Annotated in this window: 20 protein-coding genes and 1 pseudogene; 15 read left to right on the plus strand and 6 right to left on the minus strand. The window is 71.6% G+C overall.

Features of this window, described 5'->3' with window-relative positions:
- Positions 1–14: 14 nt before the first annotated feature.
- A complete protein-coding gene (locus ACFQVD_RS07655; protein ID WP_386368439.1) occupies positions 15–1,085 on the minus strand; it encodes an alpha/beta hydrolase in 1,071 nt (356 codons plus the stop codon).
- Positions 1,086–1,534: 449 nt separating this feature from the next.
- Here ACFQVD_RS07655 and ACFQVD_RS07660 point away from each other — a divergent pair.
- The 6 genes and pseudogenes from ACFQVD_RS07660 (at position 1,535) to ACFQVD_RS07685 (ending at position 7,984) form a co-directional block, all read left to right on the plus strand.
- Positions 1,535–2,365: pseudogene (locus ACFQVD_RS07660) on the plus strand (PhzF family phenazine biosynthesis protein).
- A 243-nt stretch (positions 2,366–2,608) separates the two neighbouring features.
- Positions 2,609–2,989 carry a BlaI/MecI/CopY family transcriptional regulator gene (locus ACFQVD_RS07665; RefSeq protein WP_343967222.1) on the plus strand — a complete coding sequence of 127 codons (381 nt, stop codon included), beginning with the start codon at positions 2,609–2,611 and terminating at the stop codon, positions 2,987–2,989.
- Complete coding sequence (locus tag ACFQVD_RS07670) at positions 2,989–3,888, plus strand: M56 family metallopeptidase (protein WP_343967225.1); 900 nt, start codon at positions 2,989–2,991, stop codon at positions 3,886–3,888. Before ACFQVD_RS07665 ends, ACFQVD_RS07670 begins: the two co-directional genes overlap by 1 nt.
- Positions 3,889–4,230: 342 nt before the next feature.
- Positions 4,231–5,280: an iron ABC transporter substrate-binding protein gene (locus ACFQVD_RS07675; RefSeq protein ID WP_343967227.1), complete on the plus strand. Its 1,050-nt coding sequence runs from the start codon at positions 4,231–4,233 to the stop codon at positions 5,278–5,280.
- A gap of 128 nt (positions 5,281–5,408) precedes the next feature.
- Positions 5,409–6,920, plus strand: coding sequence for an ABC transporter permease (locus ACFQVD_RS07680; RefSeq protein ID WP_343967230.1), 1,512 nt, complete (start codon positions 5,409–5,411; stop codon positions 6,918–6,920).
- Positions 6,917–7,984 carry an ABC transporter ATP-binding protein gene (locus ACFQVD_RS07685; protein WP_343967232.1) on the plus strand — a complete coding sequence of 356 codons (1,068 nt, stop codon included), beginning with the start codon at positions 6,917–6,919 and terminating at the stop codon, positions 7,982–7,984. Before ACFQVD_RS07680 ends, ACFQVD_RS07685 begins: the two co-directional genes overlap by 4 nt.
- Before the next feature lie 41 nt (positions 7,985–8,025).
- Here ACFQVD_RS07685 and ACFQVD_RS07690 read toward each other — a convergent pair whose 3' ends face one another.
- Both ACFQVD_RS07690 and ACFQVD_RS07695 read right to left on the minus strand, forming a co-directional pair.
- The gene (locus ACFQVD_RS07690; RefSeq protein WP_343967234.1) at positions 8,026–8,520 is read right to left on the minus strand and encodes an NUDIX domain-containing protein; all 495 of its coding nucleotides are present in this window, start codon (positions 8,518–8,520) and stop codon (positions 8,026–8,028) included.
- Positions 8,521–8,635: 115 nt separating this feature from the next.
- Positions 8,636–9,655: a hypothetical protein gene (locus ACFQVD_RS07695; RefSeq protein ID WP_343967236.1), complete on the minus strand. Its 1,020-nt coding sequence runs from the start codon at positions 9,653–9,655 to the stop codon at positions 8,636–8,638.
- Between the two features lie 232 nt (positions 9,656–9,887).
- Here ACFQVD_RS07695 and ACFQVD_RS07700 point away from each other — a divergent pair, with 232 nt between their 5' ends.
- From ACFQVD_RS07700 to ACFQVD_RS07720, 5 genes are read left to right on the plus strand one after another with little or no spacing between them, the layout of a single operon-like run.
- On the plus strand, positions 9,888–10,955 hold the full coding sequence (locus ACFQVD_RS07700) for a LacI family DNA-binding transcriptional regulator (protein ID WP_343967238.1): 1,068 nt from the start codon (positions 9,888–9,890) through the stop codon (positions 10,953–10,955).
- Positions 10,948–12,555, plus strand: coding sequence for an FAD-dependent oxidoreductase (locus ACFQVD_RS07705; protein ID WP_343967240.1), 1,608 nt, complete (start codon positions 10,948–10,950; stop codon positions 12,553–12,555). Before ACFQVD_RS07700 ends, ACFQVD_RS07705 begins: the two co-directional genes overlap by 8 nt.
- Before the next feature lie 50 nt (positions 12,556–12,605).
- The gene (locus ACFQVD_RS07710; protein WP_343967242.1) at positions 12,606–13,889 is read left to right on the plus strand and encodes an ABC transporter substrate-binding protein; all 1,284 of its coding nucleotides are present in this window, start codon (positions 12,606–12,608) and stop codon (positions 13,887–13,889) included.
- 28 nt (positions 13,890–13,917) lie between these two features.
- Complete coding sequence (locus tag ACFQVD_RS07715) at positions 13,918–14,871, plus strand: carbohydrate ABC transporter permease (protein WP_343967244.1); 954 nt, start codon at positions 13,918–13,920, stop codon at positions 14,869–14,871.
- On the plus strand, positions 14,861–15,703 hold the full coding sequence (locus ACFQVD_RS07720) for a carbohydrate ABC transporter permease (protein ID WP_343967246.1): 843 nt from the start codon (positions 14,861–14,863) through the stop codon (positions 15,701–15,703). The genes ACFQVD_RS07715 and ACFQVD_RS07720 overlap by 11 nt, the downstream gene beginning before the upstream one ends.
- Positions 15,704–15,803: 100 nt before the next feature.
- On the opposite strand, the gene ACFQVD_RS07725 is transcribed toward ACFQVD_RS07720, so the two are convergent.
- From ACFQVD_RS07725 to ACFQVD_RS07735, 3 genes are all read right to left on the minus strand, one after another.
- Entirely contained in the window at positions 15,804–17,243 is a 1,440-nt protein-coding gene (locus tag ACFQVD_RS07725; RefSeq protein ID WP_386270718.1) for an amidohydrolase family protein, read from the minus strand.
- On the minus strand, positions 17,240–18,475 hold the full coding sequence (locus tag ACFQVD_RS07730) for a CoA transferase (protein ID WP_386274286.1): 1,236 nt from the start codon (positions 18,473–18,475) through the stop codon (positions 17,240–17,242). The genes ACFQVD_RS07725 and ACFQVD_RS07730 overlap by 4 nt, the downstream gene beginning before the upstream one ends.
- 222 nt (positions 18,476–18,697) lie before the next feature.
- Positions 18,698–20,188, minus strand: coding sequence for a rhamnulokinase (locus ACFQVD_RS07735; RefSeq protein ID WP_343965419.1), 1,491 nt, complete (start codon positions 20,186–20,188; stop codon positions 18,698–18,700).
- Between the two features lie 565 nt (positions 20,189–20,753).
- Here ACFQVD_RS07735 and ACFQVD_RS07740 point away from each other — a divergent pair.
- The 4 genes from ACFQVD_RS07740 to ACFQVD_RS07755 all read left to right on the plus strand — a co-directional run bounded on the left by ACFQVD_RS07740 (position 20,754) and on the right by ACFQVD_RS07755 (position 26,417).
- The gene (locus ACFQVD_RS07740) at positions 20,754–21,071 is read left to right on the plus strand and encodes an L-rhamnose mutarotase (RefSeq protein WP_343965421.1); all 318 of its coding nucleotides are present in this window, start codon (positions 20,754–20,756) and stop codon (positions 21,069–21,071) included.
- A 667-nt stretch (positions 21,072–21,738) separates the two neighbouring features.
- Complete coding sequence (locus ACFQVD_RS07745) at positions 21,739–24,498, plus strand: helix-turn-helix transcriptional regulator (RefSeq protein ID WP_386270720.1); 2,760 nt, start codon at positions 21,739–21,741, stop codon at positions 24,496–24,498.
- Positions 24,499–24,665: 167 nt separating this feature from the next.
- Positions 24,666–24,806, plus strand: a complete 141-nt coding sequence (locus tag ACFQVD_RS07750; RefSeq protein ID WP_343965410.1) for a hypothetical protein — start codon at positions 24,666–24,668, stop codon at positions 24,804–24,806.
- A gap of 207 nt (positions 24,807–25,013) precedes the next feature.
- Positions 25,014–26,417, plus strand: a complete 1,404-nt coding sequence (locus ACFQVD_RS07755; RefSeq protein WP_343965408.1) for a hypothetical protein — start codon at positions 25,014–25,016, stop codon at positions 26,415–26,417.
- Positions 26,418–26,558: the final 141 nt, after the last annotated feature.

A 26,558-nucleotide genomic window follows, 5' to 3' on the forward strand; every position in this document is an offset into this window, starting at 1 on the left:
GAGTCCTGGGACGATCACTGTGATCGGTCCCGTTGGTCGACCCACTCCGTGACGCGGCGCAGCAGGGTGGTGGCGACGGGGAGCGGGGTGGCCGACAGCACGGTGGCGTGGAAGGCGTGGGGCATGCCGTCGTAGATGTCGAGACAGACGTTTCCTCCGGCGGCGGAGGCGGCTTCGGCGAAGCGCCGCGCGTCGTCGAGCATCACCTCTTTCGAGCCCACCGCGAGCAGCAGCGGCGGCAGCCCGTCGAGCTCGCCGTGCAGGGGGGACTGAGGCGCTCGGCCCGGCTGTGCTCCGGCCAGGTACTGGGTACGGACGTGGTCGAGTACGGCCCGGTTGACGAAGTCCTGGCCGTCGTTCGCGTCGATGGACGGGCTGGACAGGGTGAGGTCGGTCTGCGGGGAAACGGCCACCGCCCCCGCGGGGAGAGGATCGCCCGCCTCCTTGAGCACGAGCAGCGCCGACAGCAGCAACGTGCCCCCGGCGGACTCACCCGCCAGGATGATCCGTGAGGCGGGCACGTCCTGGTCCAGCAGACTTCGATAGGCGGTCACCAGGTCGTCGAGTGCGGCGGGATACGGGTGGGCGGGGGCGAGACGATAGTCCACCGCCAGGACAGGGCGGCCGGTCGCTCGGGACAAGCGATAAGCCATGACCTGTTCCATGTGGGGGTTTTTGTATTCGAATCCGCCTCCGTGGAGGTAGACCGTGACCCCCGTCTCGGTCGCCACCAGGCCCGCCGGGTGGCGGGGCGCGCTGACCCAGGCGCCGGAAATGCCGCCGGTGTGCGGCAGGACGGGCGTGAGGTCGGCGTCGGCGGGCAGGACGGGGGACGGGACCGCAGGGCCCCGAGCTCCGCCAGAGCCGCGGCGCTGTCGTCGGGCGTGGTGGGGATGTGTGTGACGTTCAAAACGCGATCCTTCCGCTGTGCGGATGACGGGATGAAGCTCGTTGACGGGACAGACCCGGTGACGAGAGCGGTCACCGGATGGCGTGCGGCCGGTCGGCCCTGGGTGAAGGCACCGATGGCAGCGTGCTGGCGACCCGCTTCCTGCGGCCCGGCCGGCGCGTTCGGCGAGCGGCACGATGCCACTGGAACGGCCGGCACCGGCTGGTCCGGGTGGTCCGGGTGGTCATCGCGCTGGGATTCGGGACCGGTCGCCGTTCTTCGTGGTCCAGGTGTGCTTCCGGCTCCGCTGTGGGCCGGTCGGCCTCGGCGGGGAGAGCCCCGGGGCCGGGTCCGCCGCGGGCATGGAGCCTCGAAGGGGTACCCGGGGCAGTGGACCGTCGGATTCGAGAGGAGCTCACATGCGAAAGCGGTGCTCAGCACCACCGGATGCGGGAACGGCGCGCGGGCGCGATGCGGTCAGGCGCAGCCTGTGAAGTGAGAGGTCACGACATCATCCCTTGTTCCGGCGCCTCCATGCCACCGCCGTCCTCCCGGCCGGCGACACGCGACGTGGATCATTACAAGCCCCCGCCGTGAACGTTGTCAAGGTGTGGACTCGAGGCCCGGGGTGGCATACTCGGCGGCATGCCGCGCCCCTTCCAGCAGGTCGACGTCTTCACCACCACTCCATACCGGGGTAATCCGGTCGCCGTCGTGCTCGACGCGAGAGGGCTGACCACCGAGGAGATGCTGGAGTTCGCGCGCTGGACGAACCTGTCGGAGACCACCTTCGTGCTGCCGCCGAGCGTGCCCGGCGCGGACTACCGGGTGCGGATCTTCACACCGGGTTCGGAACTGCCCTTCGCCGGGCACCCGACGCTGGGCACCTGTCACGCCTGGCTGGCGGCGGGCGGGACGCCGAGCGGGGCCGACGTGATCGTCCAGGAGTGCGGGGCGGGGCTGGTGCCGGTGCGCCGGACCGGATAAGGGCTGGCCTTCGCCGCGCCGCCGCTGCTCCGCTCGGGACCGGTCGAGGAGCCGGTGGTGGAGCGCGTCGCGCGGATGCTGGGCATCGGCCGTGCCGAGATCCTGGACGCCGAGTGGGCGGACAACGGACCCGGCTGGGTGGCCGTCCTGCTGGCGAGCGCGGACGAGGTGCTCGCGCTGCGGCCAGGACTCGTGGATCTCGACGTGGGCGTGGTCGGCCCATACCCCGAGGGGTCGCCGGAGGCGTTCGAGGTGCGGGCGTTCTTCCCCAAGGACGGCGCCACGGCCGAGGACCCGGTGACCGGGAGCCTGAACGCCTCGCTCGCGCAGTGGCTGCTCCGTACCGGCCGCGCCGAGGCACCGTATGTGGCGAGCCAGGGGACGGTCCTCGGGCGTGCCGGGCGTGCCCACGTCTCCCGGGACGCCGACGGGACGATCTGGGTCGGCGGCGGCACGATCACCTGTGTCACGGGCGAGGTCAAGCTGTAGCGCGTCCGTGGCGGTGTCGGCCCGGCGTACGGGTCGACACGATCCCGAGGTCCGGCATCGGGGCCGGTGATTCGTCCCGGCGCGGGATCGCGTCGTGGCACGCGGCGGGTTTCGGACTCGGGACGAGTGCCGGCTCGTCGGCCAGGCGCCTCCGCGCTTCCGTGGAGGCAGGGGTGTCCGGGGCGATCGGCGTGCCGTCGAGGCCGCTCTTCGGCCGGTGAACGGGGTCGCTAGGCTCATCCGATGAGCCCTCGCCGATCCCCGGGTGTCCTGGAAGCGGAGATTCTCACCGTGCTACACGAGGCGTCCGGCGCCCTGTCTCCGGGGGAGGTGCGCGGCCTGCTCGGTGACAAGGGGGGTGGCGAACTCTCCTACAGTGCCGTGGTGACCACCCTGACCAGGTTGTACGACAAGGGCATCGTGACGCGCGAGCGGTCCGGGCGGGCCTATCGCTATGCCACGCCCGCCGACCCCTCGGGGCTGGTCGCCTGGCGGATGAGTCGGCTGCTCGATGCCGAGGCCGACCACGCACCCGTCCTGACGCATTTCATCTCCGGGCTCTCGACCGGCGACGAGGAGCTGGTCCGGCGACTGCTGCTGGGGGAAGACGGGAACGGAGCCTGATGATCGACCATTTCGTCCTGTCGACGCTCGTCGCCCCCGCGGCACTGGTCGTCTCGATGGCCGCGCTGGTCGACCGGCAACAACCGGCGGCGGCGACGGTGGCCTTCATATCCTCCGCCGTCGTGGTCGCGGCCGCGAGTTCGGTGAGCGTGATGGCTGTCTCGATCCATGCCGTCCTGCTTCTCGTCCAGGGTGAACCGCTGGAATGGCCGTACTGGGTCGCTCTCGCCTTCCTGGTGACCGCTGTCGCCACCCTCGCCGGCGGCGCCCGGCGGGAGCGGCGATCGCTGTGCGCGGCCCGTGAACAGGCCGCGGCTCTTCCCGGTGATGACGTCGTCGTGGTGGTGGCCGAGGAACGGCCGGCCGCCTTCACCCTCCCCGGGCGGCCGGGCCGGATCGTGGTGACCCAGGGCATGTTGAACGCTCTCGACGAAGAGAACCACGCGGTGGTCATGGCGCACGAGCACGCCCACCTGACCGGGCATCATCACCGGTGGCTGTTGGCGAGCCGGTTGGCGGTCGCGGCCCACCCGTTCCTGTGGCAGGTCCGCCACCTGGTGGGATACCTGATCGAGCGCTGGGCCGACGAACAGGCCGCCGAGCAGATCGGTGACCGCAGGGCGACAGCCCGGGCGATCGCCATGGCGGCCCTGCTGTCTCACGATGACGGGGCGCCGTCCGGGGCGGTGCCGTTCCTGGCCCGGCGAGGTCCCGGGCCCGTCCCGCGCCGGATCGCCGCCCTGCTCAAACCATTGCCCGGCCCGCGCGGCGCCTTCCTGCTCGTGGTTCCCGTCCTGGTGGCAGCGGGATCGGTGGTGTGGACCGGAGAGGCCATCGTCGACCTGACGCAGCCCGGCGGCCCCTGCACCGGTGGCCTCAGCGCCGAGCGTCCGCGGTGAGGTGACGCCGGGCGTCGATACTCGCCGCCGACTTCACCAGGGCGGGTTTGGCGATGACCCGCTCGTCCTTCCGCCGCCGGAGGCGACCGGCCCGTTGCACGCGAGCGGCCTGGTGAAGGCCGGGGCACCCGCTCTCCTCGCCGCGAGGAACGTGCGTGGCCGGTGGTCCCCAGGCGACCGCGGACACCTGGGGAACCCGCGCGTGGCGTCGCAGCGTCGCAGGCCGGATGCCCTACGGTGACCATCGGGCCCCCATAGAAGACCCTTAGGTTAGCCTCTGCTAACTTCTACAGCGATGTAGTTGTAGCCGGGGCTCTTCTCCGGGACCGAAGGAGTACCGCAGTGCCGACTTTTCTCCCCAAAACCGTGCTCGCACTGGCCGCCACCGGTGTTCTCGTCCTTGGGCTGGCCGCGTGCGGTGAATCCACGGATACCGCCGACCCGACGGCCGAGAAGAAGATCACCGTCTACAGCGGGCGCAGCGAGTCGCTGGTCAAGCCTCTGCTGGACAAGTTCACCGCGCAGAGCGGCATCGCGGTCGAGGCCCGTTACGCCGCCACCGCGGCCATGGCCACCCAGCTTCTCGAAGAGGGGGAGAAGTCACCGGCGGACGCCTTCTTCGCCCAGGACGCCGGCGCGCTCGGCGCCGTGGCCAAGAAGGGCATGTTCGCGCCGCTGCCGGCCTCCGTGCTCGACCAGGTGCCGGCCACCTATCGGGCCAAGAGCGGGGAATGGGTCGGTGTCACCGCCCGCTCGCGGGTGCTGGTCTACAACCCCGACCTGGTTCCCGCCGACCGGCTGCCCACCTCGGTGTTCGACCTCACCGATCCGGCCTGGAAGGGCAAGGTCGGGGTGGCCCCGACCAACGCGTCCTTCCAGGCGTTCGTCACCGCTGTGACCGTGCAACATGGAGAGGCCAAGGCCAAGGAGTTGCTGGCCGGACTCAAGGCCAACGACCCGCAGATCCGTGAAGGCAATGGCCCGATCCTGGAGGAGGTCGACTCCGGCAAGCTCGCCGTCGGCCTGATCAACCACTACTACCTGGGCGAGCTGGCCAAGGAGAAGGGGACGACGCCTGACACGCTCACCGCCAAGCTGCACTTCTTCCCCGACGGCGACAGCGGCGCCCTGGTCAACGTGGCGGGCGTCGGCGTGCTGAAGAAGGCCGCTCAGAATCCTGACGTGCAGGCCTTCGTCACCTACCTGCTCAGCGCCGAGGCGCAGAAGTACTTCGCCGAGGAGACCTTCGAGTACCCCGTCATCGCCGAAGCCGCATCGCCCGCAGGAGTGCCCGCGCTGAAGGACCTGAAGGTTCCCGCGGTCGACCTGAACGACCTCGACCAGCTTGAGGCGACGATCGCGCTCATCAAGGAATCGGGACTGGTCCCCTGAGAACGTCATCGCTCTCCGCGAGGCAGAAGGGGCGCGGCGGGTCTCCGCCGCCACCCCCTAGTAGCCCCACGACAGAAAGCGCGAGCCGGCCACGGGGCCGTGGCCGGTCGCCGCGGCCGGCACGGCCCGTGCTGCTCACGTCGTCCGTGGTGGCCGTGGCGGTCGCCCTGATCCCGCTGGTCTATCTCGCGGTCAGGACCGCCGAGGCGGGCGGCGTCCGGATCGCCGAGGAACTGCTGACCGGGCGGGTCGCGGCGCTGGCCGCGGGCACGCTCGCCCTGGCGGCCGTGGTGACCGCCGGCTGCCTGGTGCTCGGCGTCGGCTCGGCCTTCCTGCTCGTGCGCACCGATCTGCCGGCCCGCCGGGTCTTCGCCGTCCTGGCCGTTCTACCTCTCGCGGTGCCGACCTACATCGCCGGTTTCGCCTGGGTGTCCACGGTGGATGGTTTCGAGGGCTTCTGGGCGGCGGCCCTGGTGCTGACGCTGTGCTCCTATCCCTATGTCCTGCTGCCGGTGGCCGCGGCCCTGGCCGGTGCCGACCCGGCTCAGGAGGAGGTGTCGCGATCGCTGGGCCACGGCGGCTGGCGCACCTTCACACAGGTGACGCTGCGCCAGATCCGCCCCGCGATCGCCGGCGGCGGGCTCTTGGTGGCGCTATACGTGCTGTCGGACTTCGGGGCGGTCTCGATCGTGCGCGCCGACACCTTCACCCGCGCCATCTTCCTGGCGTTCGACCTCGGCTTCGACCGGACCGGCGCGCTGGTGCTGTCAACCGTGCTCGTGGCACTGACCGTGCTCGTCCTGGCGGGGGAAGGCGCGACCCGGCGGCGCGGGGCTCGCTACGCCCGGTTGAACGGCACCCGCCGCCCGCCGGGCAGGGCCGGCCTGGGCCGGGCACGCTGGCCCGCGGTGGCCGCGCTGCTGGCCGTCGCGGTTTCGGCTCTCGGCGTCACCGCGTTCAGCCTCGCCCGGCGGATGGCCGAGGGTGTCTCCCGCCCGGGAACCTGGCCGGAGGTGATGGTGGCCGCGGGCAACTCCCTGTGGCTCTCCCTGGCGGGGACGGCGTTGACCATGTTGCTCGCGCTGCCGCTGGGGGTGTTGAGTGCCCGTGTGCCCGGTCGCCTGTCCGCGATGCTGGAACGGCTCGGCTACCTCAGCCACGCCCTGCCCGGGGTGGTGATCGGGTTGTCCCTGGTGTTCTTCGGGATCAACGTCGCCTACCCGCTCTATCAGACGACCTGGCTGCTCGCGCTCGCCTACGCCGCGCTCTTCCTTCCGCTGGCCGTCACCGCCGTCGCCACGGCGACGGCCCAGGCGCCGCCCGTACTCGAAGAGGTCGCCCGATCCCTGGGGCGCGGGCCGCTGGCGGTGCTGGGTACGGTGACCCTGCCGCTCACGCTGCCGGGCATCGGCGCCGGTGCGGCGCTGGTCTTCCTCACCTGCATGAAAGAACTGCCGGCGACGTTGTTGCTACGCCCGACCGGCGTCGACACCCTCGCCACCGAGCTGTGGACGAACACGGCGGTGGCCGCCTACGCCGGTGCGGCACCTTACGCGGTGTTGCTCGTGGTGTTGTCGTCGGTGCCCACGTGGCTGCTGGCCGCGCGTACCGGGATTCTCAGCAAGGAGGTTCAGCGGTGAGCCGGTTGGAACTACGCGGGATCGTCCGGCGCTACGGAACCGTCGCCGCTCTCGACGGTGTTGATCTTACCGTGCCGAGCGGCACCCTGACGGCTGTGCTGGGTCCCTCCGGTTGCGGGAAGACGACCTTGCTGCGCTGCGTTGCGGGCTTCGAGCGGATCGACGCGGGCGAGATCGTCGTCGACGGGCAAGTGGTCGCCGGCCCCACCGCGCACACGCCGCCCCAGCGGCGCCAGATCGTGATCGTGCCGCAGGAGGGCGCGCTCTTTCCTCATCTGTCGGTACGCGACAACGTGGGATACGGGCTGAGCCGGGCCGAGCGGCGTCGTGGCCGGATCGACGAGGCACTGAGCCTGGTCGGCCTGGCCGGGTACGGCGAGCGGATGCCGCATCAGATGTCCGGAGGACAACAACAACGGGTGGCGGTCGCCCGTGCCCTGGCGCCGCGGCCTTCTCTCATCCTGCTGGACGAGCCGTTCAGCGCGCTCGACGCCGGACTGCGCGCGGAGTTGCGGCACGATGTGCGGTCCGCGCTGCGCGCGGACCGTGCGACCGGGATCCTCGTCACTCACGACCAGGGCGAGGCGCTGTCGACGGCCGATCAGATCGCGGTCATGCGCGAAGGCGTGATCGTCCAGCACGGCTCACCCACGAGTGTCTATCGCCGGCCCGCCGACGCCTGGGTGGCCACCTTCGTCGGTGACGCGATCCTGCTGCCCGCACAGGCCGAGCCCGGGCACCGCGATGATCCGGCGGTGTTGAGCACCGCGCTCGGTCCGGTCGCGGTGGCCGGACTCCCTTCCGGCCACGGGGCGCTCACCGTGCTGGTACGTCCCGAACAGGTCCGGATCACCGCGCCACCGGCCCCGCAGGCCGTGATCGCGACCGTGACCGGCGATGACTTTCACGGCCACGACGCGCTGGTCACCGTGCGCCTGCCCGACGGCACGCACGTCACCGCGCGAATACCGGCTCCGGCCGACCCGATGGCCACCGGCACCAGGGTCGGTGTCCAGGTGGAGGGCACCGGCCTTGCCTGGCGCGTCCCGGAGCCCGCCGAGTAGCCGGTCGCCCGCCGGACAGGTCGCTCCGCCAGTCCGTGCCACTAGTGATCGTTTCGTTCGAAGTACTTCGCCACGATCCTGGTGTGCAGTGGGAACGCCAGTTCCCTCGGCCCGTCGATCAGCAGCCACTCCGTCGTCTCGGCCGTGGGCGTGACCGGCGGGAGGTCGGCCGAGCGGGTCCTCGGCCCCAGAGCGAAGATCAGTACGGTGCCGTCGGGGGCGCTGAGCACGTCGAGGAGGCGCACCTCGTCCGCGTCGACGACGATTCCCGTCTCCTCCCGGAGCTCCCGGACGGCCGCCCGCTGCCAGGACTCGCCCATGTCGACGAAGCCGCCGGGCAGGGCGAGCCCGCCCCGGTGCGGTTCGACGTCACGGCGGATCACCAGCAGGCCGTCGTCGACCGGCAGCACCATCACCGCGACCGGCAGCGGGTTGAGGTAGGAGGTGTTCCGGCAGCCGGCACAGGTGCGCGGCCAGGACTGGCCGGGGGCGAAGGCCGCACCGCAGAAGGAGCAGTGCGAGTTCCTGATCGTCACGATCGTGAGACTAGACCAGGATCGAGATCCTGACCCCCACTACCCGGTACGGGATGTCGCTTTCGCGCCCCAGGACCTCGCGTTCCCGGATCGCGCCGTCAGGGAACGCGTGTCCCTAGACGGCGCGGGCGACGGCGATCGTCGACCGGCTTCGCTGGCCTGCCTCGTAGAACATGTACTGCACGCCGCCGTCGGTGCCGAAGGAGGGCGCTGCGCTGCGGCCGTTGTCGGGAGCCCCGGCCAGCGGCCGGTGGAAGACGCCGAGGTGGACCTCCCGGTCGAACGAGTTTCCCACCTCGGTGACGAACATGTTCCCGCTGTTGCCGTGGTAGACGACGTACGCCGTGCCGTTGCGCTTGACGAGGGTGGGCCCGGAGAGGTCGCTCTGCCCGTCTGGTCCGGGCGAGACCAGTGGGGTCGGGTCGAACTGCCAGTTCTTGCCGGTGGACGACCAGGCCCAGAAGATCTTTCGGGTGCCGTTGGTGACGCCCATGAAGATCATGACGTACTTGTTGCCGAGTCCGGGGACCGCGTGCTCGAAGACCCGCGCGTAGGACGTCTCCGTCGCTCCGGGGATGACCCCGGTGTGCAGCACCCTGCCGTGGTAGGTGAAGTGCACGCCGTCGGTGGACCAGGCCATCCGGGTGGTGGTGTTCTCGCCGTGGAAGTACAGGTAGAACTGCCGGTTGTCAGGGTTCCAGATGATGTGCGGCGAGGAGACGTGGCTGACCGAGTAGTGCGGTGACCAGTTGTTGGAGATGATCGGATTGCTCGGATACTCGGTGAACCGGCCGCCGAGCGAGTCGCCGTAGGCCAGGCAGATGCCGCCGGGCGCGTCGTGCGGGGCGTAGTAGAGGTAGTAGCGGGCGAGCGGGTTGGCGATCTTGTCGTACATGCCCCGGATACAGGGGAAGATCAGCTCGTTGGTCGGGTTGTAGCGCAGGCTCGCCTTGGCGAACGGAGTGCCGATGTACTGGTAGGTGGGGAAACCGGCGGGTCCCACCAGGGCGGCCGCGGCCGTGTCCACGATCGACGCCGTGGCCGCCTGTGGCAGGGCGAGGCCGAGGCCGCCGGCCACACCGGCGCCGACCGCCGTGCGCAGCAGCCCGCGGCGGTCCAGGAGAGGTTCGGTCATCAACGATCCCTTCGCGACAACTTTCACTGTGAGTGACGGTGAGCAAATCTCTCTGATCGCAAAGGTTCTGCCAGGCGCGTTCGCACGTCAAGGCGCTAATACGAATTATCACGGGTGATATTTCCTAGGGACGGTCCCGGATCCGTGCTCTTGACAGGAGGGGGCGGTCACTTGCAAGATGACGGCCCAACCGCGCTAATGCGCATTATCACCAGATGGGAAGCTACGGATCGTGACTGCTCCCGGTCGCCGACTCACCCAGCAGGACATCGCCCGCATCGCGGGAGTGAGCCAGACCACCGTGTCGCTGGTCCTTAACAACAGGACCGACGCCGAGGTGCGCATCGCCCCGGAGACGCGTGAGCGGGTGCTGAGGGTGATCAGGGAGACCGGGTACGTCGCCGACCCGGTCGCCCGGAGACTCGCCGAGCGGCGCAACCGCATCCTGGGCGTCTTCACCTATGAGGCGGTCTTCCCGACCGCGAGCGCCGACTTCTACCATCCCTTCCTGCTCGGCATCGAGGAGTGCGCCGAGGAGATGGGCTGCGACCTGCTGCTGTTCACCAGCGCCAGGGCCGCGGGGGAGCGGCGCCGGATCTTCAACGAGGACAGCCGGGTGCGGCTGGCCGACGGCTGCGTCCTCCTCGGGCGCACGGTCGACCGCGACGACCTGGCCCGGCTGCTGGCGGAGGGCATACCCTTCGTCTCCATCGGCCGCCGCGACGACGCCGGTGCGCCGGTGCCGTACGTGGGCGCCGACTACCCGCCCGCGGTGCGCGCCCTGGTCGACCGGGCGGCGGGACTCGGCCATCGGCGACTGGCCTACGTCGGTGCGGGGGCGGGCGCCGAGTCGCCCGCCGACCGCATGCGCGGCTTCCGCGAGGCCGTGGCCGCGGTCGGAGCCGACGGGGTGCATGTCCAGGTCACCGGCAGGACCCCCGGGGAACTGCTGGAGGAGCTGTCGGCGGCCCGGGTGACCGCGGCCTTCGTCGAGGAACCCGCCGACGCCGTGGCGATCACGCACGCGGCGCGCGAGCGGGGTCTGACGATCCCCGGGGACCTGTCGATCCTCGCGCTGGGCGCCCCGACCAGGCCCGTCCAGGTCGACGTCGACCTCACCGGGTTCCGCATCCCGCGCCGCGAGATGGGGCGCAGGGCCGTCGAGCTGCTGGCGGAGCTGCTGGAGAGCGGCGGGGAGACACCGCAGGAACTGCTGGCCTGCGAGCTGGTCGAGGGATCCACGCTCGCACCGATTCCAAGCTGGCCGAAGAACGATGGGAGAGAGCCCCGACGTGGTTGAGATATCGGCGGACGCGGTGGTCGTCGGCGGAGGGCTGGGCGGCGTCGCCGCCGCCCTGGCGCTGTTGCGAGCCGGGCGCACAGTGATCCTGACCGAGGAGTACGACTGGCTCGGCGGGCAGCTGACCAGCCAGGCGGTGCCGCCCGACGAGCACTCCTGGGTGGAGAGGTTCGGTGTGACGGCCTCCTATCGGGCGCTGCGCGAGGGCATCCGCCGCTACTACCGCGACCACTATCCGCTGACCGAGCGGTCGCGGGCCTGGCGGGAGCTGAACCCCGGAGCCGGACACGTGAGCCGGCTCTGTCACGAGCCGCGCGTCGCGGTCGCGGTGATCGAGGCCATGCTCGCGCCGTACCGGGGTTCGGGGCGGCTGCGCGTCCTGCAGCCGTATCGGCCGGTCGGCGCGGAGGTCGACGGCGACCGGGTGCGGGCGGTCCGTCTGGAGCACCGGGATGGGGGCGGGGAGGTCACCGCCGTCGCGCCGTACGTGTTGGACGCCACCGAGACGGGCGAGCTGCTGCCGCTGACCGGCACCGAGTACGTGACGGGGTTCGAGTCGCAGGGCGACACCGGCGAGCCGAGCGCGCCCGCCGAGGCCCAGCCGACGAACATGCAGGCGGTCTCGGTCTGCTTCGCGATCGACCATGTCGACGGCGACCACATCATCGACAGGCCCGGATCCTATGAGTTCTGGCGGGGCTACCAGCCCGACTTCTGGGGTGACCGGCTGCTGTCCTGGCGCTGTCCGCACCCCAGGACCCTGGAGATCGTGGAACGCTCCTTCACCCCCAACCCCGACGACGACCCGCTGCTCGTCGAGGCCGACCAGCGGCTCAACCCCGGCGACGCGAACCTGTGGACCTTCCGCAGGATCGCCGCGCGGCGCAACTTCACGGACGGCGCCTACGCCAGTGACATCACCCTGGTCAACTGGCCGATGATCGACTACCTGGAGGGCCCGGTCATCGACGTGCCGGACGCCGACAGGCACCTGGCCGGGGCCCGCGAGCTCTCCCGCTCGGTGCTGTACTGGTTGCAGACCGAGGCGCCGCGCCCCGACGGGGGGACCGGCTTCCCCGGCCTGCGCCTGCGGGGCGACGTCACCGGCGGTGGCGACGACGGCCTGGCACAGGCGCCCTACATCCGCGAGTCGCGCCGCATCCGTGCCCTGTACACCGTGGCCGAGCAGGACCTGTCGCTCGCGGTGCGCGGGGACAAGGGCGCGGTGAACTACGCAGACTCGGTCGGCGTAGGGATGTACCGAATCGACCTGCACCCCTCCACCGGGGGCGACAACTACATAGACGTGGCCAGCTCGCCGTTCGAGATCCCCCTCGGCGCGCTCGTCCCGCAGCGGATGACCAATCTGCTGCCCGCGTCCAAGAACATCGGCACCACCCACATCACCAACGGGGCCTACCGGTTGCACCCGGTGGAGTGGAACGTCGGCGAGGCCGCCGGCGCCCTCGCCGCCTTCTGCCTGGACAACGCCACCACCCCGCACGCCGTACGCGGTGACGAGGGCCTGCTCGCCGCCTTCCAGCACCGGCTCGCCCGCGACGGCGTCGAGCTGCGCTGGCCGCAGGTGACCGGTTACTGACCGCGCACCCACCACGACCGTCGGGGGATTCCCAGCAAGGAGATCGGACCATGAGACCATTCGGAAAGCCCGCGGCCGTCGCGCTGGCGGCGCTGCTCACCCTGACGGCGTGCGGCGGGGCGAACGAGGCCACTCGCGTGGCGAAGGGCCCGCAACCGCTGCGCATGACGATCTGGACCTCGAACGAGGCACATCTGAAGCTGTTCGACGAGATCGCCGCCGAATACCGGAAGACCCACCCCGACGTCGGCGAGATCACGTTCGACCCCATCCCCTTCGAGAACTACACCACCACCCTGACCACCCAGATCGCCGGCGGCAACGCCCCCGACCTGGCCTGGATCCTGGAGAATTCGGCGCCCGACTTCGTCTCCTCGGGCGCGCTGGCGCCGCTCGACGACACGCTGCGCAAGGCCGAGGGCTACGGTTTCGACGACCTCACCCCCTCGGCGGTCAAGCTCTGGCAGGCCGAGGGCAGGCTGTACGCCTACCCGTTCTCCACCTCGCCGTTCGGGGTGTTCGTCAACACCGACCTGCTCAAGAAGGCGGGCCAGAAGACCCCCGCTGAGATGATCGAGGAGGGTACGTGGACCTGGGAGAAGGTGGTGGCCCAGAACGCCGCGGTCGTCTCGAAGACCGGCAAGGCGGGCATGGTCGTCCGCGACTTCGACTACAAGAGCTGGGACAACCTCGCCTCGGTGTGGGGTGGCTGGGGCGCCCAGGCCTGGAGCGAGGACGGCAGGACCTGCGGGTTCGACAGTCCCGAGATGGCCGAGGCGATGACGTTCCTGCACCGGGCGGTCTTCACGGACAAGGCGTTCCCCGGTCCGGGCACCACGGCGGACTTCTTCGCGGGCGACGCGGCGATGACCATCACCCAGATCTCCCGCGCCTCGCTTCTGCAGGACGCGAAGTTCGGCTGGGATCTCGTCCCGCTGCCCGCGGGCCCCAAGGGTGAGTACTCGGTGATCGGCCAGGCGGGCCTGGGCGTCTTCAAGAAGTCCGCGAACGCCGCGGCGGCCGTCGACTTCCTGGCCTTCTTCACCAACCCCGCCAACTCCGCCAGGCTCGCCGCCTACTTCCCGCCGCCCCGGGCCTCCCAGCTCACCGCGGACACCCTGGCCAAGAGCAACCCGCTGCTCAAGCCCGAGCAGCTCCAGCAGGTCGTGATCGGCGGCATCGAGAAGGGCGTGGTCAAGCCCAGCCACACCGGCCAGGCGGAGCTCGCGCAGACCGTGCGGGCCGCACTCGACCCGCTCTGGCGGCCCGGCGCCGACGTCAAGGCGGTGCTGGGCGGGGTGTGCGCCAAGATCCAGCCGATGCTGGGTACGTGACGTGGCCGTCTCACACCCGAGATCCGCGGTGACCGGCCGGATTGACATCCGGCCGGTCACCGGCGGGAACGCCACCGGGGGCAGGGGGAGCGGCCGGCCCTTCTGGACCGTGCGCCGCCGCGACAACCTGGTCGGATACCTGCTCATCACCCCGCAACTCCTGGGCAGTGTGCTGTTCGTGCTCCTGCCGCTCGGGCTCGTGCTCTGGTACAGCCTGCACGAGTGGAACGTGCTGGCCGGCACCTTCGAGTTCGTCGGCACGGAGAACTACGACCGGCTGCTCGCCGACGCCAACCTGCGCGAGGTGCTGGCCGGCACCGCGGTGTTCTCGGTCGGCCTGGTCGTCTTCAATCTCGCCCTGGCACTGCTCCTGGCGATCCTGCTCAACCAGCGGCTACGCGGGACCACGTTCTTCCGTACGGTCTTCTTCTCGCCCGTGGTGGTCTCGCTGGTCGCCTGGACGATCGTGTGGCAGTTCCTGCTGCAGGACGACGGCGGTGTGAACGGCCTGCTCGGCGCCGCCGGGATCGACGGCCCGAACTGGTTGCGCGGCGAGGGCACGGCGATGTCGGCGGTGATCCTCGTTCAGGTCCTCAAGAACGTCGGACTCAACATGGTGCTCTTCCTGGCCGCTCTTCAGGGCGTGCCGGCCCAGCTCTACGAGGCCGCCGCGCTGGACGGCGCCGGGGCGTGGACCCGTTTCAGGCGGATCACCGTCCCCCTGATCAGCCCGACCATCCTGCTCACCTCGATCATCACCGTGGTGGGGTCGCTGCAGGTGTTCGCGCAGATCGCGGTGCTCACCCAGGGCGGCCCCGGCATGTCGACGACGGTCCTCGTCTACTACCTGTACCAGCAGGCATTCCAGTTCCATCACTTCGGATACGGCGCGACGCTGTCGGTCCTGCTGTTCGCGATCGTGGCACTGCTCACCGTCGCGCAGTGGCGGATGCGCAGGAAGTGGGTCGTCAATGAGACATGAGACGCCGACGCGGCTGAAGACGCTCCTGTACGGCCTGCTGTGCCTGCTGTGCGTGCCGTTCGTCTTCCCGACCTGGTGGATGGTCACCTCGTCGTTCAAACCGGTAAGTGAGATCTTCGCCTTCCCGCCGAGGCTGCTTCCGGCGGACTGGGACGTCTCGGCCTACGGGCAGGTCTTCCGGCTGCAGCCCTTCGCGGGCCAGTATCTCAACAGTCTCTACATCGCCCTGGTCGTCACGGTGGGGACGATGGCGGTGGCGGCGATGGCCGGGTACGCCTTCGCGCGCATCCGCTTCCCCGGCCAGAACGTCCTCTTCGTCGTCGTGCTGCTCGGGCTGCTCATCCCGAGCGAGGTCACGATCGTCCCGCTGTTCCAGATGTTCCACGGGCTGGGGCTCACCGACACCCACTGGCCGCTGATCCTGGTGCCGATCCTCGGCGCGCCCAGCGTGCTGGCCACCTTCATCATGAGACAGTTCTTCATCAGCCTGCCCGGCGAGTTGGAGGAGGCCGCCCGTGTCGACGGGCTCGGCAGGTTCGGCACCTTCTACCGGGTCGCGCTGCCGCTGGCCCGTCCCGCGCTCGGCGCTGTCGCGATCTTCACCTTCCTGCACAGCTGGAACCTCTATCTCGAACCCATCGTGTACCTCTCCTCGCCGGAGAGGTTCACCCTCCCGCAGGCACTGACCCAGTTCGTCGACGCCTACGGCGGGCCGATGTGGAACGTCCAGCTCGCCGCCGCCTCGATGACCGCGCTACCGGTGCTGGTGGTGTTCGTCCTCGCGCAGCGGCAGTTCATCGAGGGCCTGGCCCACACCGGCCTGAAGGGCTGAGCTCGACGCGCCCGCGGATCGGCGGCCGGTGAGGGTCGGTGTCCTTCCCCGCCTGGGGGCCGGGGCATCCTCGGGGCGTCGCATGGCGAATCCACGGTCCTTACCGGCCGGCGGGACCCGTGCCGGGATCGTCCCGGACGAGACGTCCTCCCACCAGCACCGCCCGGACGGGTTCCGGGTCGGCGGGCGCGTCGGCGAGGCGGGTGCGCAGGACGACGAGGTCCGCGGGTGTGCCGCGACGGACGCGCCGGGCCGGACCGCCCGGCTCTCCGGGCGGGGCGAGGTAGGCGCCGAGGGCCTGGGAGAAGGTGAGCCGCTCGCCCGGACCGGCGACCCGCCCGGACGGGGTGCGCCGCCGGGTCGCCGCGCCGATGACGGCCCAGGGATCGAGTGGGCCGTAGGGGGCGTCGCTGGACAGTGCGACGGGTACGCCCGTCCGGAAGAAGGTGGCACAGCGGTACAGATCCCTGTGGTCCCGGGCGGGGAGGTCCCGCAGGAAGTCGTCGCCCCGGTGCGCGAGGAAGCCCGGTTGGGTGACGACGCGCAGGCCGAGGCGGGCCATCTCCGGGGCGAGTTCGGCCGGTACGAGCGCGGCGTGCTCGACCCGGTCACCGGGTAGGGATCCGGCGTCGTCCAGCGCGGCCAGCAGCAGGACCAGCGCCTCGCGGGTGACGCAGTGCACGGCGACCGCGCGCCCGGCGGCGTGCGCGGCCCGGATCCGGCCGGTGAGCTCGTCGAGTGCGGGCAGCCCGGAATCGGCGACCACGATCTTGTACGGCCCGACGGAGGGGCCCGGTGGCCCCGCGGGGTCATCGGGCCCGTCCGGGGTGTCCAGCGGGACGCCGAGCAGATGGACGCGCTGGGGCAGCGCCCCGCCACGCACGGCCTCGGTGATCGCCGCGACGGCGCCGGCGTCGAGATCGGGGGTTGCGTCGGTGACGGCGGTGATGCCGAAGCGGGTGAGGGCGGCGCCCACCGGGGTGAGGTCGGGCGGTCCGGCGGACGGCAGCCGGGAGCGCAGCCAGCCGTCGGCGCGCCAGAGCCGTCCGGTGGGGAAGCCGTGGTCGTCCCGCTCGACGCCGGGGTGGTCGGCCCCGGCCAGGCCGGTCACGGCCATCGCCGCGGTGTTGAGGGTCCACAGCGCGCCGCTGCGATGCTGGACGCGGACCGGGCGGTCGGGACGGAGGCGGTCCAGCACGGTGGCGTCGAGGTCGCCGGCGACCGTCTCCGCGTACCCGACGCCACGGATCCATCCGTGCTCGTCGGGGACGGCCGCGGCCAGTGCGGCGGCCAGCGCGGCGGGCCCGGTCACCTCGGGAGGGCCGCAGCGCACCGAGGTGCTCCAGGCGGCGAGCGCGTGCAGGTGCAGGTGGTGGTCGCAGAGCCCAGGCAGCAGCGCGCCGCCCCGGCAGTCGTACCAGGCCTCTCCAGGCCGGCGGCCAAGGGCGACGCCCACCTCGGCGACGTGGCCGTCTTCGACGCGGACGTCGATCCCGGTGTGCCCGTCGAGCTCGGCGTCGCGCAGCAGCAGACCGGTCACCGGGACACGACGCCCAGCTCGCGCAGCACCTCGGCGGTGTGCTCCCCGCTCCCGGGCGCCCTTCCGGACGCCGCCCGCCGCAGCGGGACGGCGACGTCGACCGGGCCGGAGGGGGTGTCGACGACCCAGCCGCCGTTTCGCGACCGGGTGGCCACCGGGCTCGGGGGCGTCGCCGCGGCGGGATCCAGCGTGGCGGCGACCACGTCGGACATGGAGACGTCCCACAGCGCGCCCGTGCCGTCCGGCGGCGCCGTCGCGGCGAGGACGGCGGCGGCCAGGCCGGTGAGCGGGTCGGCGATCGCGTCGCCGCAGAACAGCGGGGTCCCGTCGGCGTCATGGGCGACCAGTCCGCTCGCCGCGGCGACGTCGTCACCGAATCCGACCCGGTCGCTCCCGCGCCCGTACGCGGTGATCGAGATCCAGACGGTGCCGGCGGCGACCGCGGCCTCGGCGTCGAGCCCGAAACCGGCCAGCGCGCGGGGCCTGGACGCCTCGATGACGATGTCGGCGGCGCCGACCAGGGCGGCCATGGCGTGCCGTCCGGAGGGGGTGCGGGGGTCGAGCATGACCGAACGGTGCCCGGCGTGCAGCAGCCGGTAGAACGCGGCGTTCCCGCCCCGGGCGCCGTCCGGCCGCCACGGGGTCTCCACCTTGACGACCCGGGCACCGGCCAGGCCGAGCAGGTGGGCGCAGAGCGGGCCCGCCCACAGCGCGCTGAAGTCCACGACGAGCAGACCGTCCGGCGGCCGGGGCGTCGCGGGCGCGGGCGGGGTGAGCGGGGCGGGCGGAACGGCCCGGTGCCGGACCGGGCCTGCGGCGACGCCGAGGAGCGCCGCCCGCTCGGCGAGCTCGGCACCGGTGTGTTCGCGCAGCCAGCCGGTGACCGCCGGCCACGGGTCGTCGCCCACGTCCGCGCAGACCAGCGCTCCCAGTAACGCCGGGTCGTCGGGGCGGGCACAGGAGACCGCCGCCCAGCCGTCGGCGGTGCGCAGCAGCCGGCACGCGCCTCCGGTAGACACGGCCCCACCTCGCCGGTGGCCGGTGAAGGCGGCACGCTCCGACAGCAACCGGGCACCGTCCACCCGCACCCCGGTGAACTCGGCGAAACGGTCGGCCAGCTCCCGCGCCACGGTGGCGGCACGACCCGGTGGCACCAGCGGAGGGCCGCTCTCGCGGCCGGTCAGCGGGACGACGCCGCTGCGCGCCCAGTCGGCCGACGGGTCGGGGATCATCACACCCACTGATCGGACAAGGGGGCTGTGGCAGGCATAAAACGACAATACATTCACTCGACGTCCCACACGGGGAAGCGGCGAGGCCCGGTCACGACGAACGCTCTCACGAACGGAACCTTCCAGACGGCGCCGCCGGGCACGGCCGGAGGTGCGGGGTGTCGGGGCACGTAGGCTACCGCTCGCCGGACGGGGTCGAGAAGCCGATCGGCCGTCTACGGGTCAGCGCTCCCGGCCGGTGCCCAGCCCGGGTCCCGCATCGACGTGGAATCTGTCTATCCCGGTCAGCTGCCGGTATCGGGAGTAGGCGATCTCGTACGGCTCCCGTTCGCGGCCGGGTGGGAACGGCCGGGGCCGGAACGAGCGGCGGACCACCTCGCGCAGTTCGGTGAGGGAGCCGATGCGGCCGTCGGCCATGGCCTGGATGAGCAGGTTTCCCACGGCGGTCGCCTCCACGGGACCGGCCAGCACGGGCCGTCCGGCGAAGTCGGCGACGAGCCGGCACAGCGTCTCGCTGGAGGCCCCGGCCCCCACGAGGTGCACGGCCTTCACCCGCCGGTCGCTGAGGAACTCGGCCTGCTCCAGGGCCCAGCGGTAGGAGCACGCGAGACTCTCCAGGACGCAGCGCACCGTCTCCGCTCGGCCGGCGGGCGGCGCCTGCCCGGTCGAGTGGCAGTAGGCCGCGATCCTCGCCGGCATGTCGCCGGGTTCAAGGAACCACGGGTGGCCGGGGTCGATCAGCGGCCCGAAGGCGGGCGCGGCGGCGGCCTCGGCGACCAGGTCCGCGTACGAGGTGCGCACGCCCCAGGATCTGCGGCACTCCTGGAGCAGCAGCAGGCCGTTGAGGGTGCGGGTGAATCGCACGGTCCCCATGACGCCGCCCTCGTTGCCGAAACCCGCGAGCCTGGCCGCCCGGCTCGTGACCGGGGCGTCGAGCTCCAGTCCCGCCAGCGAGCGGGTGCCGCAGGAGACGTAGCCGACAGAGCCGGACGAGACGGGAAGCGCCGCCGCGGCGGAGGCGGAGTCATGGCCTGCCACCGCGACGACCACGACTCCACCCGGGCCGTCCCTGCCCTTCTCGCGCAAAGGTCCCGCGATTGTGCCCGGCTCGGTGATCCGGTGGGCGAACAGGTGACGGGGCAGGCCCAGGCGGGTGACAAGACTGCTCGCCCAGCGGCCGGTCCTGACGTCCAGCAGCTGGCTGGTGCTCGCGATCGTCCGCTCGGTGACCATCTCGCCGCTCAGCCAGAGGGTGAACAGGTCCGGCATCATCGCCAGGTGGTCGGCCGCCTCCAGAAGCGGCGATCCGGCGTGCGCCAGCAGCTGGCAGGCCGTGGTGCCGGGCCCGGGGCGGATGCCGGTCAGCTCGTAGTGGTCCTGCCAGGAGACGAGGCCCGCCAGCCCGGAGGTGTAGGGATCGAGGTGGTGGCGGGGGTTGGCCAGCAGCCGCCCGTCACGGTCGAGGAGGGCGAAGTCGCCGCCCCAGGCGTCCACGCCCACGCTGGTGACACGACCGCGGGCGGCGGCCAGCGCGATGCCTCCGCGCGTCTGCGCGAGCAGCCCGAGCACGTCCCAGTACAGGCCGTCGAGCACGCGGACCGGCCGGTTGGCGAAGCGGTGCACCTCCCGCACCGCGAGCCGTTCACCATCGAATTCGCCGGTCAGCACCCGGCCGCTCTCAGCTCCGAGATCCACGGCCACGTAGACGGGCACGGTCCAAGCGTAGCCGGAAAGCCCTTCCTGATATGGGTGATATGTCAGAGACGGCAGGTGAAACAGCTCATGGAGTCGCCTTCCTCCCCGAACCAGACGGCGAGGTGGACAGCCGATCAGACGGTGCCCCTGCTGCCCGGCGGCCCAAGGTGGGCCTGCGTGATCCGGGCGGTGACCGGCCGCGGGCATCGGAACGCGTCCGCCCGCCGGGGGCCACGATCACCTGCCTCCGCCGAGCCGCGGTCGCGGAGCGGCCGGCACTGTCGCGAAGGCCACGCGAGGTGTCGAAATGTTTAAAACGTGGCAACAGATGGCGGTCCGGATGTGCGGCGGTGGAGAGCGATGGGCCCTCGGAGACGCGGGGCCGGCCGGGGCGCGTGCCGGGTAACGCTAAGGAAACAGCGTGTTCATGTGCCATTGACACCCCCGGGAGCTTGGTTCTAGTGTCCAGCTTCAATGTGTTAAATCGTTTTTCAGTAGAGGCCTGCCTGTGCTGACGGACACCACCGGCACGGTCCGTGCCCGGCGAGTCCGGGCGCGGGCCACATCCGAGAAGGGCGATCCCATGCGGCGGGTCTGCTTCCTGTTGAAGGTGAGGCCGGAGCGCCTCCAGGAGTACCGCGAGCGCCACCGTGCCGTCTGGCCGGAGATGCTCGACGCCCTGAGCGCCACCGGCTGGCACAACTACTCGCTCTTCCTGCGCGAGGACGGGTTGCTGGTCGGCTATCTGGAGACCGAGGACTTCGAGGCGGCCCGCGAGGCCATGGCCGCGACAGAGGTCAACGCCCGATGGCAGGCCGAGATGGCGCCGTTCTTCGAGAGCCTCGACGGCCGCCCGGACGAGGGCATGGTCTCGCTCGAGGAGGTCTTCCACCTCGACTGATCGGGGAGGGACCCACTACGGGCGCGGGTGATCGAGACCCCCTCGGGGGCGTACGGCGACCCGGGAACGCGGTTCGAGGTGTTCGACCCCGTTACCGCGCCGCCGCCGACCGACCTGCGACACCGGCCAGGCGCCGCTGAACCCGAGGCGGGCGGCGAGCGGGACTCTGACCACCGGTGGCGAGGGAATCACCCGCGGTGTGCCCTGCGTAATGACGCGGGCCATTGGATACCTCGTGTCATCGTAAACTCACCGGGCGCGGGACTCGCCGGTCGCGGAAAATCCATACCATGTGTGTGGGAATCAAGGGTGGCGGTCGTTTTAGGGTCGACCGTATTCGTGAATCGCTCCCCCTCCCGAGCGTGGATCGTTCCCCGCGCGGGAAATCAGCCGGTGAGGTCGGGAAAAGAGCAGGTGGGAGTCTGCGACACCGGGCGCAGCGGGTCTCCTGCGGAGCCGGACCCCGCTGGTCGGCGCGATCGCGGCCCGCTTTCCGGCGTGCCCTCGCGTTCGTACCTTGGGCGGAATCCACGCCCGTCGCCGACGATGTGAAATTCATTCGTATTCACTCCGCGAAGAATCTTCAGGTGAAATCAGTGCCGACGGGTTGATCTCTGATTCATAATCACCGTCAAGAACATGTGAAACGTGAAAAGGGAGCGCTGCGTTGCTCGGCAGAACCTCTCCGCTGTTCATCGGCCGGAAGCGGGAGCTCGACTTCCTCGGGGAGGCGTGGGGAGCGGCCAGACGCCGCGACGCACGGATCGTGGGTGTCCGGGGAACGGCGGGAGTCGGCAAGACCGAGCTGGTCGAGCGCTTCCTGCGGACCGTCCCCGGGGTGCGGACGGTGCGAGCCTTCGGCGACGAGGACGCGCTCGCCCATCCCTGGGGAGTGCTGGAACAGATCGCCGAGCAGCTGCCGACCCCGGCGCTCGCCCGGACACTGGCCGGCCAGGCCGAGGCCGCCTTCGTCGGCCAGGCCCTCGCGGCGGAGTTCGCCGCCGCGGACGCTCTGATCGTGGTCGTCGACGACGCGCACTGCGGCGACCGGCAGTCGATGACCGCGCTCCGCCTGGCGGCCCGGCGCCTGCGCAACGCCCAGGTCATGCTGCTGGTCCTCCACCAGGCTCCCGGGTACGCGCCGGGAGCGGCCCCGGACGCGCCACCCCTGGAACTCCACGAGGGCTGGGAGCGCATCTTCGACTCGCCGCAGGGGCGCCTGCTCCAGGTCGAGGGGCTCTCCGCCGAAGATCTCGTACGGCTCGCCGTCGCGACAGGCCACGACGGCCTCACCCCCTCAGGCGCCAGGAGACTGCACGAGCACACCGACGGCAACGCGCAGCATTCGATCCTCCTGCTGGATCAGGTGGAGATGCACTCGATCAACTTCGGCAACGGCCCGCTGCCCGCCCCCCGCGGTATGACGCAGGCCGTCGTGGCGCGGCTGGCGTCGTGTGCCCGCCGCACCCGCGAGGTCGCGGGTGCGGCGGCCGTGCTCGGCCGCCGCTTCCGCCTGGCCGACCTGCGTGCGCTCTCCGGCGTCGCCGACGTCACCGTTCCTCTCACGGAGGCCGTCGGTGCCGGATTGCTCAAGGAGATCCCGGGGACGGCGGGGCAGGAGTTCGCCTTCACCACACTGCTGGTCTGGGACCGCATCTACTACGACTCCGGCGTCGAGCGCCGCCGTGCCCTGCACCGCGACGCCGCCCTGCTGGGAGGTCCGGGCGCACTCTGGCACGGGATCGCCGCCTCCGGTGGCGGTACGGACGGTGAACTCGCCGCGCTGGCCCAGGGCGAGGCCCAGGCCCAGCTGTCCCGGGGCAGGCTGCCACTGGCGGCCGTCTACGCCCGCCACGCCGCGGAACTGACCCCGCCGGGGCCCGATCGGGTCGCCCGCGTACTGATGGCCGCCGAGACCCTGCTGGTCTGCGGTGACGCCACCGTCGCCAGGCGCTACGAGGGCGAGGTCCTCGCCGCGCCGGCGGGCCCCTGGCGCGACTACGTCGCCGGTTACCAGGCTCTGATCTCCGGACGCGTCGCGGAGGCCAGGCTGCTGCTGGTCAAGGCACTGGGCGCGGCCGGGCACGGCGGGGCGGAGAGCCCGCACGCGCCCGCGGACCTGCGGGCGCGCATCGCGGCCCAGCTGGCGATCATCGGCGTGGTCGAGATCTCCTACCCCGAGATGGTCGAGTACGGCACGGCGGCCGTCGCGGCGGGCAGCCGCGAGCCGTGGGTGCGGGCGTTCGCCTGGTTCGCCCAATCCCTGGGCTGGACCCTGGCCGGACGGGCCGAGGAGGCGCTGTGGTCCCTGGCGGACGCCGACCTGCCAGGTTCGGCGGCCGGGCTGGACGGTCTGGTGGCCCGCGGCATGATCCGGCTGTGGACCGACGACCTCGACGGAGCCTTCAGCGACCTACATGACAGCGTCGCGCGGGCCACGCGCGGCGAGGCGCTGCGGGTGGGTCAGGCGCTCGGCTTCCTGGGCGAGGTCGAATACCGGCGGGGCAGGCTCGACGACGCCGTCAGGTTCACTCGGCTCGCCGTCGGCGACGCCGAGGAGAACGAGCGGGTCTGGGACTACGCCCTCCTGCACTCCCTGGCGTGTTACCCCCGCGCGGCCAGGGGAGAGTGGGGCCGGGCGCGCGAGCACGCTCGCCAGGCCGCGGAGTGGGCGCCGATCGTCGAGAGCAGGGTGAGCCTCGCCTACGCGGCCGGCGCGCGGGCGGCGATCGCTCAGGCCCAGGGCGACGCCCAGCGGCTGCTCAGCGCGGCCGAGACCATCGAGCTCCACTACGACTCGCTGGAGCCCGGTACCCACCTGTTCGGCCCGGTCGGCGCCGACGCGCTCTCCCTGCTCGGCCGGCTCGACGAGGCGGACGCCGCCCTGGGCGCCTTCGCCGACCGGGCCGCCTCCAGCGGGCGCCGCTCAACGCTGATGTCCATCGCCAGGGTGCGGGCCCAGATCGCCGCCGCCCGCGGTGACCACGCGCGTGCCGTACGGGACTGTGAGGAGGCCTTCGCCCTGGCCGGAGAGGTGGGCCTGCCGATCGAGGCCGGCAGGATCGACCTGGTGACGACGCGCTCCCTGCACGCCCGGGGCCGGCACGCCGAGGCGGAGCGGTTGCTGCGACGGGCGCTGGCCACCTTCGAGCACACCGGTGCCGTCGCCTACGCCGACCTCGCCCGGAAGACGGCGGGGGAGCTCAGGCTGGCGGTGGACGGTCCCAGCGCGGCCTTCGGCAGCCTCACCGGGGCCGAACGCGAGGTCGTGGCGATGGTCCGCGAGGGCATGACCACCCGTCAGATCGCGCAGCGGCGCTCGGTGGCGATCAGCACCGTGGAGACACAGCTGAACCGCGTCTACGCCAAGCTGAACGTCACCAGCAGGATCGAGCTCCGCGCCGTCCTGTCCGACCCCGGAGAGTAACCGGGGAGCGGCGCCACTTCCCGGGCCGGCGTACGGAGAGGCAGGGCGCGTCGAAGCCCGCCGGTTGATCCGTAGGGGTGCCACCCGGATGCCTTCCACGTCTCCCGCGACTACCGTGAGCGCCTGCCAGAGCGCCAGGAGAGCGGCGCCGCCGACGGGAGGCCGGAATGCGGTTGACCATAGACGTCCAGAGGACCGCTACCGGTCACATCGCCGGAACCGTCGAGGCCGAGGGGGCCGAGCCGCCTCTCCCCTTCCACGGGGTCATCGAGCTGGTCACCCTCCTGGAGAACCATCTGGACAGGTGATCGCCGCGCACCCTCCGCCGCCGGAGAGAGCCGTTCACAGAACGTCATGCCAAGGGGAGAGCATCAGATGGGTTCCAGGTACAGCCTCGGGGGGGATGGCCGGCGACGCCGGCGAGTTCGCCGGCCGGCGACGGGCCGCGTGGACCACCGGCCGCAGGGTGTGCCGGCGGCACCGGCCGGGCAGGCGGGGCCGGTTGGGACGGCCGGGTGAACGCCACCCTGACGGCCTTCGTGCCGCCGACCGAGAGCGGCCGTGACCTGCTGGACGACTGGATACGGCCGATCTGCGCGAGGCTGGGGATCGGTCTGGTGGTGGTGCCTCCCGGCATCGGCGGGGCCGTCGCACTCGCGGCGCGGCGGACGTCGACCTTCGTCGTGTGGGACTGCTCGGTCGAGGGGTCCGAGGACGTCTACGCGGCCTTCGACACGCGCGCCAAGCTCGACCCCGGCAGCATCGTGCTCAGCCGCAGCCCGTTGCCCCGCAACGTACTGACCCGCGCCAGCCACGCTCCCGTCCACGGCGAGACCCTGGAGAACCCGGCGCTGGGCGAGTGGCTGGAGCGGCACCTGCGCCGCGCGCTGGGGGCGGACCGGGCGCCGTCGCCGCACCCGTCGGGGCACTACTGGATGTTCGACAACCCGGCCGACTACTTTCTCAGTTTCCACGACGGCGGGCGCCGGAAGGCGGAGGAGTGGCGTGCCACCTTCGAGAAGGCCCACGCGGTCACCGTGCGGATGGTGCCGCCCCGCGAGTACTCCTACCCGGCCGAGGTGGTCACGCGGCAGCAGATGTGGGAGGGCGTGGCACGGCTGATGTACGAGATCATCGCGACCGGCAGGGTCATCGTCCATCCCGCCGCCGACTACTTCACGTCGTTCTGGGCGGTGAGCGAACTGCTGGCCACGTTGTGGCTGCTGCCACGCGGCTCCACGCCTCCCATGATCACCTCCGCGTACGTCGCCCGGCCCTCGGGCGCCATCCGGCGACTGGAGCACCTGACCGCCCGTACCGTCCTGGGCGTCCCCCGCCTGGGTGACGTCCACGCGGATCGCTTCGCCAGGCTCATCAACAACTCCGATCCGATCACCACCGCTCCGGAGATCCGCGGGCGAGCGGCGGACGGAGGGAGGATCGTCGCCGGAACGGTCAGGCACGTCGGCAGGCGCGATCCGGAACTCGCCGGCCCGCGGTTCTGGGAGGAGATGCGGGTGCCCTGCCCGGTCTGCGCTCCGAAGGGCGGAACCGTCGCGGAGGTCGACTGGGATCGGCACATGGATCTGGCGTGGGACGAGCGAGGGGTGGACCACTACGGCTACTTCACCGCCCGGCGCGAGGAGCTCGGCACCGGAAGGATCCGCTGCCCGGGGTGCCGGACCCTGCTGAGGCTCGTCAACGAGCATGGCGTCCGCACGCTCTGGACGCCGATCTCGGAGGCGGAGCCGGAACGGAACCGGCCGGTCATCCGGCGTGATCCCATCTGGCAGGTGCGGCCGGACGACCGGCGGGGCGCCGAGTCGCTCTCCAGGAAGAGGGCCGACCCCCTTCGCTGCCTCAAGGGCAGAGGATTCCCGGCCGAAGCGAGGTGGGGCCCGGCACACAGCTCCGCCTGACGGCGGAGAGGCCCCTGGACCCGTGGTGCACGGCGCGGGGCCGTCTCGATCCGGTACGGACCCGCCGCGGAGGGATCACGGGCCCGTGACGGGGTCGGCGTCCCGCGCGGGTCCGGCCCCGCGCGGGCCGGGGAGCGCGTC

This window comes from Streptosporangium amethystogenes subsp. fukuiense (assembly GCF_042665875.1).
GTDB classification, from domain to species: Bacteria; Actinomycetota; Actinomycetes; order Streptosporangiales; family Streptosporangiaceae; genus Streptosporangium; species Streptosporangium fukuiense.